Below are 10646 nucleotides of genomic sequence, written 5' to 3'. Positions count from 1 at the left end.
TCCCAACCGGCCATCGCCCGGTCGTAGAGCCAACCGCCCGCCGATTGCACGACGTCGGCGGCGCTGGCGGCGACGACGTCGAGCCGATATCGCAGACATTCACCGTCGGCGCCCGTCGCGTGCGACGCGCCGGCCCGGTTGTTCTTCCTGACGTCAAACGTTGGAGCGGCCATCGATCCATTCCTCGTCATGGGGCTGCGTCGCATCCGCTGCGCGCGACGCGACTCACGGGACAGCGTGACACTTTTGCCGAAATTTGTAAAGCTTCCGGTCGCTCGTCAGGAACCGCGGCGCGCCTTCAATTCGGCGAGAACCTCGTCCGTGTGCTGCCCGAGTTCTGGTGCCGCAGAACGCGGTGCCCAGGGTGTGCCGTGGAAATCCGCCGGTGTGGCCACCATCGGCACGCTCGCTTCGCCATCCGGCACGTCGACGATGCCTCCCGCGGCATGGAACTGCTCATCGGCGACGACATCTTCGAGGCTGTTCACCGGGGACCAGAAGAAATCGGGTTCACCCTTGAAGATCTCCGCCCATTCGTCCAGTGGGCGCGTGGCAAAGGCGGCGTCCAGTTCGCCGATCAACTCCCTCGAGTTGACGAAGCGGGCGCCGGCGTCGCTGAACCGGGGATCGTCCAGCCACTCGGGGTGGCCGACGGCCCGACACAGCGGCGGCCAATGCCGGTCGCCCTCGAGGCCGACGATCCAGAATCGGCGCCCGTCGCCGGCCGCGTAGTTGTTCATGCACGGGTTGCCCATCGTCTCGCGTTGCCCGACGGCGATCGGCTGGCCGGTCAGCAGGTAGGTGTTCAGGTCGAAGCTCACGGTGTAGGCGCCCTGGCGATAGAGCGACGTGGTCACCAGCTGGCCGGTCCCCGTGCGTTCGCGCGCGAGCAGCGCCGCGCAGACCGCCGCGGCGAGTGTCATGCCGGCCGAGTGATCCCCCATGCCGCCGCGCTGGAACGGCGGTGTGTCCCCGGGCCGGGTCAGCAGGCTCGCCACACCGGCGCGCGACCAGAAGGCGGCGACGTCGAACGCCGCGCGATCGGCATCGGGTCCGGTCTCGCCGTATCCGGTGATGAGCCCGTAAACCAGCCTGGGGTTGCGGGACGACACGGACTCGTAGTCGAATCCGAGCCGCGCCAGCGCGCCGGGACGGACGTTGGTGACGAAAACGTCTGCGTCAGCGAGCAATTCGAACGCGGTCTCGCGGTCTGCTTCGGCCGACAGATCCAAGACGATGCTGCGCTTGGAGCGGTTGTCCATCTCGAACGGCGGGTTGACCCCCAGATCGCAGCCGAGCATCCGGCCGAACAGGCGCCCGGGGTCGCCCGTCGGCGGTTCGATCTTGATGACGTCGGCGCCCCAGTCGGCCAGGATGCCGGCGGTGGCCGGTCCGGCCACCCAGACTCCGAGCTCGACGACTTTGATGCCTTCCACCGGTCCGGCCATGGGTTCGTTCCTACCGTCTGGCCCAACCGAGTGCACGCATTCTTCGGTGTTTTCCAGGAATCCGATCAGCTCGCCAAAGGCTGCTTTCGGGCTGCGAAGGGACCGTCGTGGTCGAATGCCGCGCGGTTGGCGTTGACGTAGTCGGCCACCGACATGGGCTTGTGTCCGCTGATGACCTCGACGAGATTGTTTTCCCCGGCGAAGATGCCGTCCTGGTAATCCTGGGCGACGCTGCTGATGTGCTGCACGAAGAACTCCGTGCGTCCCAGATCGGTCAGCACGGCCGCGAACGTCGGGATATCGACCGGCTCGTAGCGGACGGGCATGGCGAGCGCGTCCGAGAGTTCGTCGGCGATGCCGTAGTGGTCGAGTTCCCGGGAGCCGACCAGCGGGTAGATCTGGCGGTCGTGGGGGGCGGGATTCTGCAGGATCGCGGCGATCACCCGGGCTTGGTCGACCCCGGAGATGGGCGCGTGCCGCCCGGTGCCGAACGGCAACCGCAGCACCCCCTCGTTGCCGTCACGCATCCACTGCCATTTGAGCCACTCGGCGAAGAAGGTCGGGCGCAGGTGCGTGGTGCCGAATGCGGCACGGTCCAGTAACCTCTCGGCAAGCCAGTGCTGCTGTGCTGCATTGCTTTTCGCTTCGCGCCGCGCCGAGATCTGCGACATGTTGACCACGGCCCGCACACCGGCTTCGCTGGCGGCCTGCGCGAAGATCGTGGTGGCCAGCACCAGGCTGCCCGGTGCGATCGGGTAGCAGAAGTAGGCCGCGCCCACCCCGGACATGGCCGAACTGACCGCCCGGAAATCGAGCAGATCGCCTTCGACGATCTCGGCGCCCCTGGCCGCCAGTGCCTCCGACCTCTGATCCGTGCGATGCACGAAGGCCCGCACCCGATGCCCGGCATCGAGCAGCATTTCGACGGTGGGCGCACCGGTATTGCCGGTCGCGCCGGTAATGAGGAACAACTGATCCACTGGCATCTCTTGCCTCCTTGCTGACTAACGTCTCCGTTAGTTATGATCTAAGCACGAATATCTGAGTAATGCAAACGTTAGTTAGAAGGAGCCGGATGGAGTTCGAGAAGCGGCTGCAGGATCGGCAGCAGTGGTCGATCGGCGACGGCTGTTCGATGTCGAAGGTGCTCGAGTTGCTGAGCACCAAGACGACATTTCAGGTTATTCGCGAATTGTTTTTCGGCACAACGCGCTTCGAGGATTTCGTGGAGCGGATTCAGACGTCGGCGCCGGCGGTGTCGCGGGCGCTCAAACAGCTCGAGTCCGCGCAGATCGTCAACCGCACCCCGTACCAGGAGCCGGGCAGGCGGGCCCGGGACGAGTACCGCCTGACCGAGGCGGGGGAAGATCTGCTGCCGGTTTTCCTGTCGCTGGTGCAATGGGGTGACAAGTACCTGCAGGGCGGGCGGGCGACCTTGTCGTTCGTCGACGCCGGCACCGGCGAATGCCTCGGGGTCCGGGTGACTCCCGAGTCCGACGCCCCTGTCAAGCGGTCTTCGGATATCCAAATACGGCGCAGCGGGCGTGAATCGCGCCGCAACAAGGTCTAGCCTCGCCTTATGAGTCTGGTCGCCGGACGTGGTCCGCTCAGCAGTGATCCGGCCGGGCGGTTCGCCCCCGCACTACCCGGTGAAGTCGTCTACATCGAGCCACATCCGCGACGGGTACAGGCACTGCGCGACGGGCGCCCGGTGATCGACACCGAGCGCGCGCTCATGGTGCACCGGCGCGGTCAGCCGCTCAGCTACGTCTTCCCGGCCGACGAAATCGGCGACCTACCGGCCGAGCCCGAACCGGAGGCGCCGGGCTTCGTCCGAGTTCCATGGGATGCGGTGGACGTGTGGCTCGAGGAAGGCCGCAAGCTGGTGCACTACCCGCCCAATCCGTATCACCGCATCGACTGCCGCCCGACGAAACGTCGCCTGCGCGTTGCGATCAACGGCGCCACACTGGTCGACACCGAGGACACGATGATCCTGTTCGAGACCGCGCTAGAGCCGCGGCTCTACGTCGATCCGTCCCACGTGCGCACCGATCTACTGCAACCCTCGCAGACGTCGAGTTACTGCAATTACAAGGGCTTTGCGAAGTACTGGTCGTTCGGCCTGGACGACCTCGTCTTGCCGGACGTCGCCTGGTGCTATCCGGACCCACCACCGGAAAGCCTTCCCATCAAAGGCTTTCTGAGCTTCGACGATGCCCGCGTCGACGTGCTCGCCGAACTTCCCCTCAGGCCCCGTAGCTAGGGCGTCCCAGCTTCAGCGCGTGCTGAGCGATCATGTTGCGGAAGACTTCCAGTGTGCCGCCGTAGATTCCCATCGGCAACGCCAACCGGAAAAGGTATTCCGCCGCGCCGTCGTCGGCGGAGCCCTTGGTATCGGTCGGCAACACCGACGCGGTCCCCATCATGTCCATCAAATCCGGGGAGATGTCCCGCATCGTCTGAGCCAACGCCACACGGCCGAACATCCCGGGGGTGGACAGCGCCGCCTCCATCCGCGCGACGCTGCGCCCCAGCCGGTATTTCACCGAGTCGTCCAGCGAATCCTGTTGGCCCACTTGTGCGGCCACTCCGTCCAGGGCCTCGGCCATCAGCCGGCCATGCTCCGACATCGCGGCGATGTTCTGCAGGCCGTGGTCTTCCGCGTCGAGGAGGCCGTGCTCGGAGTCCAGCGCGGAGCGCATCACCGTCCAGCCGGCGTTGACCTCACCGATCCGGTAGAGGTCGTCCACGCGGACGTCGCTGTAAAAGACGATGTTGGTGCGGTCACCGTCCACGGTACGGATCGGCTGAATGTCGACGCCCGGCGAATCGAGCGGCACCAGGAACATGGTCAGGTTCTTGTGTTTCGGTCCCTGCGGGTCGGTGTTGGTGAGCAGGAAGACGTACTGCGCGTTCTGCGCGTTGGAGGTGAACATCTTGGAGCCGTTGATAATCCAGCTAGATCCATCTCCGTCGCGCGCCGCGCGAGTCTTGCAGGTGGCGACGTCGGATCCACCCTCGGGCTCGGTGTAGCCCAGGCACAGCCGGATGTCGCCGGCCAGCACCCCGGGCAGGACCCTGTCGCTGAGTTCGGCCGCGCCGAATTGTTGCACCAACCGCGCGACCACGGACGTGGTGCCCCAGTGGTACCAGGGCGTGTGCGCCCGCGCGATTTCCAGCTCGAAGATTCTGCGCTGGACTGCAGTGAACCCGCCTTCGGATTCCAGCTTCCAGCTCCTGGCGAGATAACCCTGTTCACCCAGGGCCAAATGCACCTGCTCGTCGAAGTTTTCACCGAGTTCACGGTCGCGCCGGCGCACCTCGTCGGTGACGTGCTTGGCGATGAACTCCCGGGTCTGATCAAAGAATTCCTGATCCTCGGGAGAAAGGTCGACGTGTGAGAAGTCCATTTAAATCGCGTCGATGACCTCGGTGCGGAAACGCTCGAGTGTGTCGAGCGCATGCGCGATGCTGTCCCCGGGCAGATGCACGCTGACCCACGTAACACCAACGGCGGCAAGCTTTTCCAGGCCACCGAGGTAAGCGTCGGCGTTGAAGTCTTCGCTGGACGGGTTGCCACCCTCGAAGTTGGTGAAGGTGATGTCGAGTGCCGACCAGTCCTTGCCGACGGCTTCACAGCGGCGCCGCAGATCGTCGATGGCCGTCGACAGTTCTTCGGGGGTGGTGATCGACGCCGTGCCCGCCGTCTGCGCCAGTTGCGGCGGGGCGGGAAAGGGACACCAGCCGTCACCGTACTGCGCGACCCGCTGCCGGGCGGTCGTGGTGTTGCCGCCGATCCAGATCGGCGGATGCGGGCTGCTGACCGGTCGCGGATGTGCCGTGATTCCCTTGGCGCTGAAGTGCTTTCCCTCGAAGGTCAGGTCGTCGCCGGTCCAGATCGCCCGGATCATCTGCAGTGCTTCCTCGAAGAGTTCGGCGCGCTCGTCGTACGTCACGCCCAATGCCGCGAATTCCCTCTTGAGATAGCCCACACCCACCGCGAGCGTGAAGCGGCCGCCGGAGAGCAGGTCCAGGGTCGCACCAGACTTGGCCACCACGAACGGGTTTCGATACGGCAGCACCACGATGTTGGGGATCAGCCGCAGGGTCGTGGTACGGGCGGCAGCGTAGCCCAGTGCCACAAAAGGGTCGACGGCATCGTGGCCGCCGGCCTGAAGCCAGCGCTGCGACGGCGCGGGGTGGTCGGTGAATCCGAAACCGTGGATGCCCGCCGCCTCGGCGGCGGCGGCCACCTTCGCGATCCCCTCCCCGCTCACCAACTCGGGGTTGTACGGATGACTGTGCATCGGGTGCGTGAAGGTGAAGCGCATCGGCGGCTGTCCGGTCGTCAGAATCGAGCGCTGGCGTCGATCGAGGTGTCGGTGGTGCGCAACGGCCGGATCAGCGCCTCCTGGGCGAACGAGCACAGCAAGTCGCCCTCTTCGGCGTGGACGGCGCCGCGCACGTAGGACATCCCGGCGCCGACCTGGGTGCTCTCGTGGGTGTAGAGCAGCCAGCCCTCCCAGCGCAGCGGTTCGTGAAACGCGACCGAGATGCTCATCGGTGCGGTGGACACCGTCAGGTGTGCCTGGCTGGTGCCGATGCCCGGGTGCGCGCGCATCGTGGTGGAAATCCCCAGATGCCCGGTGAAGTAGGCGATGAGCGCTTTGGCCAGGTCGTCGCGGGCCGGGATCGGGTCGTAGTGCAGCCAGGCGTAGAGCTCCGGCGGCCCGACCTCGTCGGGGCTGTTGACGTCGAGGACGTCGACGAGACGCAACTCCCGCCCGTCCATCGGCATTTCCGAGTAGTTGGCGTCGGCCGGCGCTGCGACGTCGGGCCGTGGCAGGTGGTGGCGGATGACGTCGGCCGTCGGCACGTCCGCCAGCACCGTGATGCTCAGGCAGCGCCGGCCGTTCTGGTGCACGGCGACCACGGCGGTGGCCGTGGACCGGCCTTCGGCCACGACGTCGAGGATCAACTCGATCGGCGGTCCGACGGTGATGGCACGGGAGAACACCGCGTGCGCCGAGCGCACCGACTTGTCCGGGAATCGCTTTGCCACAGCCACGATGGCCTGCGCGAGAACCTGGGTGCCCTCCACGACCTGCCGGCCGTCCTGACCGGCGATTCCGGTGTCGCCGGTGAACCGGTCGGGCCCGTCAGCCTGCACATCGAACAGATCCAGCAGGCTCTGCACCGACCACTGCGTCTGCTCAGATTCTGTGGTCAAATTCGCTCCACCTCTCGTGCTTGCAGCTCACGGCTCAGCGTGACACTTTGAGTAGGATTTGTAAAGCTTGACTAACAACACGGCAACCCGGTGGGTTACTCGGTCAACGAAAAGCACAGAGAGGCAACGGAATTGGGCATCGTAACCAGCACTTCAGAGACCGCTTTCAGCGAGTGCGCCGAAACCGTCTACGACTTCGTCACCAACCCGGAGAACTGGACGAAGACCTACCCCGGCAGCGCTCATATCGGCAACCTGCCGTCGCTTCCACTTAAGGTCGGCGACACCTGGGAGGAAGCAGGTCCGGACGGCAACCGGATCTTCAGCTGGCAGCTGGCCACCGCCGATCGGCCCCGGCTGTTCGTGTTCACCTCGGTCGGCCGCCTGGGTCACGATCGCGAAGGGAACGGCGGAATGCCGGGCCGGATCACCGTCACGTACCGGTTCACCCGGCCCGGGCGGGACATCACACTGTTCGCCCGGACCATGACGATCGAGGCGGATAAGCACGCGCCGCTGCCGGACCAACTCTTTGCGCAGGTCAATCCAGCGAAGATCGACGCCTACCATGAAGCCGTCGCGCGCGAACTCGCCAAGCCGCAACATTGACACCGGTACCCGCGGTACGTGACACTTTTGCTGTGTTTTGTAAAGCGGGAGTAGTGCCCGAAGGCGTGCGCGGATGATTCCCGAGCCGCTGGCCAACGGGTTTTGCTTCGGCGAGGGCCCGCGCTGGTTCGAGGGCCTGCTGTGGTTCTCCGACATGCTGGGCGAAGCGGTGCACACCACCACCATGCGCGGCGCGCTGACCACGCTGGAACTGCCCGGGCGCAGCCCGTCGGGTCTGGGTTTCCGCCCGGACGGGTCCCTGCTGATCGCGTCGACCGAAGACCGGCAGGTGTTGCGCTACGACGGCGAGACCGTCACGACCATCGCCGACCTCGCCGACCTCGCGCCGGCCAACCTCGGCGACATGGTCATCGACGACGCGGGCCGTGCGTACATCGGGTCGCAGGCCTTCACCGGCGGCGTCATCATCCGCCTCGATCCGGACGACAGCGCGACGATCGTGGCCGACGACCTGGAGTTTCCCAACGGGATGGTGATCACGCCGGACCGTAAGACGCTGATCGTCGCCGAGTCGACCGGCCGCCGGCTCAGCGCGTTCACCATTTCCGGTGACGGCGGGCTGGCCGAGCGGCGGGTGTTCGCCGACGGCCTGGACGGTCCGCCGGACGGCATCGCACTGGACGCCGACGGAGCGGTGTGGGCGTCGATGACCCTGGCCCATCAGTTCGAACGAATCGTTGCGGGAGGCGAGGTGACGGACCGCATCGACATCGGCGACCGGGTCGCCATCGCCTGCGCGCTCGGCGGCCCCGAGCGCCGCACGCTGTTTCTGTTGTCGAGTACCGACGCGTATCCTCAGCGCCTGGTCGGCACCCGGCTTTCCCGATTGGACGCCGTCACTGTCGGCACTCCCGGCGCCGGCTTGCCTTGACCCCGAGAGGTGCATGAGTGACCGATTCCTATTACGAGCTGATCGACGACGCCGACACCCTGGGCCAGAAGTTTCGGGCGACGGATTTGGCGCGCGGCACCTGGTCGTCGGCGATCCAGCACGGCGGCCCGGTGTCAGCCCTGCTGGTCCGGGCGCTGGAACGGTGTGAACAGCGGGACGACACCCGCATCGGGCGGGTCGTCATCGACCTCCTCGGCGGGGTGCCGGCCGAGGGAGACCTGTGGGTCAGTTCGCAACTGCAGCGTGGCGGCAAGCAGATCGAGCTGGTAACCGCCGAGATGCTGGCGCCGGGTCCGGACGGTCAGCCCCGGCCGGTTGCGCGGGCCAGCGGGTGGCGCCTGCAGCAGCAGGAGACCGAGGCTGTGGCTCATGCCGCGGCGCCGCTGCCCGGACCGAGAGCCGAGGCCTACAACCGCAATCTCAAGGCGCGGGATTGGGACCGCAACTACGTCCACAGCCTCGAGTGGCTCTGGCTGACCGAGCCGCTGAGCGAAGGCCCCGGCGAATCGTGGATCAACCCGATGGTGGACCTCGTCAACGGTGAGACCATGACACAGCTGGAGCGGTTGTTCGCGGTGGCCGACTGCGCCAACGGCATCGGCAGCAAGCTGGACATCACCAAGTGGACGTTCCTGAACACCGACCTGGCCGTACACGTGTTCCGCGTTCCAGACGGTGACTGGGTGGGTATTCGCGCGGAGACCGATTACGGGCCGGACGGCATTGGGACGACGGTGGGCACATTGTTCGACGAGCGCGGTGCGGTCGGCGCCATCCAGCAGTGCGTGCTGGTGCGCAAACGGCCCCGCCGGGACTGACTGAGGGAGCGAAAACATGAGTCAGTCGGCGCAGACGATGGACACCGACACCTCGACCCGGCAGAAGATTCTTGCCGCCACCGCCGAGGTGCTCGGCCGAAATGGCAAGACCAAACTCAGCCTGTCCGACGTCGCTACCCAGGCGGGCGTCTCGCGCCCAACCCTGTACCGCTGGTTCGCGTCGAAAGAGGAGTTGCTCTCGGCCTTTTCGAGCTACGAACGACACGTCTTCGAAACCGGCTTGGTCAAGGCCACCGCGGGGCTGAAGGGGGTCGACAAGCTCGACGCGGTACTGCGGTTCATCGTCGAGTATCAGCATTCGTACTCTGGTGTCCGCATGGTCGACGTCGAACCCGAGCACACCATCGCCCAGTTCTCCTGGGTCATCCCGCAGATGCGTGAAGGCCTGCAGCGCCACCTGCCAGGACCCAATGCCGCGGTGAAGGCGGCGACGGTGATCCGAATCGCCATCTCGCACTATATCGTTCGCAGCGACGACGCCGATCAGTTCCTCGCGCAGTTGCGGCACGCGGTCGGGATCAAGGGCAGCTGACCCTACGTCTGACCGAACACGTATCGCCCCAGCGCCCACGCCCGAAAGCCGGGTGGCTCCGCTCGCTGTACGCGCTTGCCGTTCTGAAACAACTCCTCTTGCCGCACAAAGTTGTCGGCAATGGCCTCCTCCCACGCCTTCGTCGGGCCGGCGCCATAGGACTGCCACGGCACCAGGTCATCCATGACGACCGCGGTGCTTTTACAGGAGAGGGCACGCATGTTCACGATGTCGGCGCGCGCGTCCTCGTATTGGTGGCCGCCGTCGATGAATATCAGGTCGAAGCGCAGATCGGGATTGGCGTCCGCAAAAGCGGGAACCGTCTCGCGCGAGTCGCCGGTGATGAGTGTGTGACGGCCCGGGAACTTCTTGTCGATCAGCTTTTTGTTGACCGCGACTGAGGCGTGTTCGCCGAGGTCGAACGAAACCACCGTGGCGTCGGGCACATGCCTGAGCATCGCGTAACTGGAACATCCGGCGTTGAAACCGATTTCCGCGATCGAGCGCGCGTTGATGCGTCGGGCGAGATGTGTCAGATACAGCAACTCTTCGGCAGAGCTCGACCCTTCCCCGGCCCCCAGCTGCCGAAACAGCAGCCGCCAATACAGCCTTCTCTCAACCTGTTTCATGTGCTTCAAGGTCGGGAGCGCCCCACTCATGGCGAAATAGATTCCCATCGGCGGAGTTTTAGAAACTTCGCTATTGAGGCTAGTCGAACAGCACCGCGGCGTTGAGGTAACCGCTCGGGTCCAACGCGGACTTCACCGCCCGCATCGCGGCGATGTCGGCCGGCTCCCGTGACATGCCGAGGTAAGGCCGCTTGCGGGTGCCCACACCGTGTTCGGAGCTGACATTGCCCCCGCAGCGCGCGATCAGGTCCATCATCGGCTCATACAGCTCCCGGTCGCTCGCGCACCGCAGGACATTGAGGTGCAGGTTGCCCTCACCGATGTGACCGAACAGCACCGGCAGCGCGTCGGGAGCGTGCTTGCCGACCAAATCGACTGCCTCCCTTGCGAATCTGTCGATGGACGACAGCGGCAGCGAGACGTCGAACTTCAGCGGCGGGCCG

13 protein-coding genes are annotated in these 10646 nt (G+C 65.7%); 6 read left to right on the top strand and 7 right to left on the bottom strand.

The annotated features are described in order from the left end of the window. Positions 1-278: 278 nt before the first annotated feature. Positions 279-1448, bottom strand: a complete 1170-nt coding sequence (locus tag JOZ00_RS23865) for a CoA transferase (RefSeq protein WP_293349054.1) — start codon at positions 1446-1448, stop codon at positions 279-281. 65 nt (positions 1449-1513) lie between these two features. Continuing rightward, positions 1514-2434 carry an NAD(P)H-binding protein gene (locus JOZ00_RS23860; protein WP_293349051.1) on the bottom strand — a complete coding sequence of 307 codons (921 nt, stop codon included), beginning with the start codon at positions 2432-2434 and terminating at the stop codon, positions 1514-1516. Positions 2435-2523: 89 nt separating this feature from the next. Between JOZ00_RS23860 and JOZ00_RS23855 the strand changes: the two genes are divergently transcribed. Both JOZ00_RS23855 and JOZ00_RS23850 read left to right on the top strand, forming a co-directional pair. After that, positions 2524-3018 carry a helix-turn-helix domain-containing protein gene (locus JOZ00_RS23855; RefSeq protein WP_293349048.1) on the top strand — a complete coding sequence of 165 codons (495 nt, stop codon included), beginning with the start codon at positions 2524-2526 and terminating at the stop codon, positions 3016-3018. Positions 3019-3027: 9 nt separating this feature from the next. Beyond that, complete coding sequence (locus JOZ00_RS23850; RefSeq protein ID WP_293349045.1) at positions 3028-3714, top strand: DUF427 domain-containing protein; 687 nt, start codon at positions 3028-3030, stop codon at positions 3712-3714. Here the strand turns inward: JOZ00_RS23850 and JOZ00_RS23845 are convergent. The 3 genes from JOZ00_RS23845 to JOZ00_RS23835 are packed head-to-tail and all read right to left on the bottom strand — an operon-like array spanning position 3698 to position 6681. Further along, positions 3698-4861 carry an acyl-CoA dehydrogenase family protein gene (locus JOZ00_RS23845; RefSeq protein WP_293349042.1) on the bottom strand — a complete coding sequence of 388 codons (1164 nt, stop codon included), beginning with the start codon at positions 4859-4861 and terminating at the stop codon, positions 3698-3700. The two genes, JOZ00_RS23850 and JOZ00_RS23845, sit on opposite strands and share 17 nt — an antisense overlap. Beyond that, positions 4862-5782: an LLM class F420-dependent oxidoreductase gene (locus JOZ00_RS23840; protein WP_293349039.1), complete on the bottom strand. Its 921-nt coding sequence runs from the start codon at positions 5780-5782 to the stop codon at positions 4862-4864. Between the two features lie 17 nt (positions 5783-5799). Beyond that, the gene (locus JOZ00_RS23835; RefSeq protein WP_293349036.1) at positions 5800-6681 is read right to left on the bottom strand and encodes an acyl-CoA thioesterase domain-containing protein; all 882 of its coding nucleotides are present in this window, start codon (positions 6679-6681) and stop codon (positions 5800-5802) included. A 132-nt stretch (positions 6682-6813) separates the two neighbouring features. Here JOZ00_RS23835 and JOZ00_RS23830 point away from each other — a divergent pair, with 132 nt between their 5' ends. The 4 genes from JOZ00_RS23830 (at position 6814) to JOZ00_RS23815 (ending at position 9574) form a co-directional block, all read left to right on the top strand. Then, positions 6814-7290 (top strand): SRPBCC family protein, encoded by a 477-nt coding sequence (locus JOZ00_RS23830; RefSeq protein WP_293349033.1) that lies wholly within the window; start codon positions 6814-6816, stop codon positions 7288-7290. Between the two features lie 73 nt (positions 7291-7363). Then, complete coding sequence (locus tag JOZ00_RS23825; protein WP_293349030.1) at positions 7364-8182, top strand: SMP-30/gluconolactonase/LRE family protein; 819 nt, start codon at positions 7364-7366, stop codon at positions 8180-8182. 17 nt (positions 8183-8199) lie between these two features. Continuing rightward, positions 8200-9021: a thioesterase family protein gene (locus JOZ00_RS23820; RefSeq protein ID WP_293349027.1), complete on the top strand. Its 822-nt coding sequence runs from the start codon at positions 8200-8202 to the stop codon at positions 9019-9021. 16 nt (positions 9022-9037) lie between these two features. After that, positions 9038-9574: a TetR/AcrR family transcriptional regulator gene (locus JOZ00_RS23815; protein WP_293349024.1), complete on the top strand. Its 537-nt coding sequence runs from the start codon at positions 9038-9040 to the stop codon at positions 9572-9574. 2 nt (positions 9575-9576) lie between these two features. Here the strand turns inward: JOZ00_RS23815 and JOZ00_RS23810 are convergent, their stop codons facing one another. Both JOZ00_RS23810 and JOZ00_RS23805 read right to left on the bottom strand, forming a co-directional pair. Then, positions 9577-10203: a class I SAM-dependent methyltransferase gene (locus tag JOZ00_RS23810; protein WP_293349021.1), complete on the bottom strand. Its 627-nt coding sequence runs from the start codon at positions 10201-10203 to the stop codon at positions 9577-9579. A 79-nt stretch (positions 10204-10282) separates the two neighbouring features. Continuing rightward, positions 10283-10646: FAD-linked oxidase C-terminal domain-containing protein (locus tag JOZ00_RS23805; protein ID WP_293349018.1), on the bottom strand; the 364-nt coding region annotated here is incomplete at its 5' end.

The sequence above is a fragment of the Mycobacterium sp. genome (genome assembly GCF_019243155.1).
Classification (GTDB): Bacteria; Actinomycetota; Actinomycetes; order Mycobacteriales; family Mycobacteriaceae; genus Mycobacterium.
Note: the sequence above shows the minus strand (reverse complement) of the source record. Positions and strands in the feature narration are given on the sequence as shown.

What these genes read in the sequence shown, in the direction of transcription:
- JOZ00_RS23825 (WP_293349030.1), top strand. Translation starts at nt 7,364, where the DNA reads ATGATTCCCGAGCCGCTGGCCAACGGGTTTTGCTTCGGCGAGGGCCCG.
- JOZ00_RS23815 (WP_293349024.1), top strand. Translation starts at nt 9,038, where the DNA reads ATGAGTCAGTCGGCGCAGACGATGGACACCGACACCTCGACCCGGCAG.
- JOZ00_RS23865 (WP_293349054.1), bottom strand. Translation starts at nt 1,448, where the DNA reads ATGGCCGGACCGGTGGAAGGCATCAAAGTCGTCGAGCTCGGAGTCTGG.
- JOZ00_RS23810 (WP_293349021.1), bottom strand. Translation starts at nt 10,203, where the DNA reads ATGAAACAGGTTGAGAGAAGGCTGTATTGGCGGCTGCTGTTTCGGCAG.
- JOZ00_RS23850 (WP_293349045.1), top strand. Translation starts at nt 3,028, where the DNA reads ATGAGTCTGGTCGCCGGACGTGGTCCGCTCAGCAGTGATCCGGCCGGG.
- JOZ00_RS23840 (WP_293349039.1), bottom strand. Translation starts at nt 5,782, where the DNA reads ATGCGCTTCACCTTCACGCACCCGATGCACAGTCATCCGTACAACCCC.
- JOZ00_RS23855 (WP_293349048.1), top strand. Translation starts at nt 2,524, where the DNA reads ATGGAGTTCGAGAAGCGGCTGCAGGATCGGCAGCAGTGGTCGATCGGC.
- JOZ00_RS23860 (WP_293349051.1), bottom strand. Translation starts at nt 2,434, where the DNA reads ATGCCAGTGGATCAGTTGTTCCTCATTACCGGCGCGACCGGCAATACC.
- JOZ00_RS23845 (WP_293349042.1), bottom strand. Translation starts at nt 4,861, where the DNA reads ATGGACTTCTCACACGTCGACCTTTCTCCCGAGGATCAGGAATTCTTT.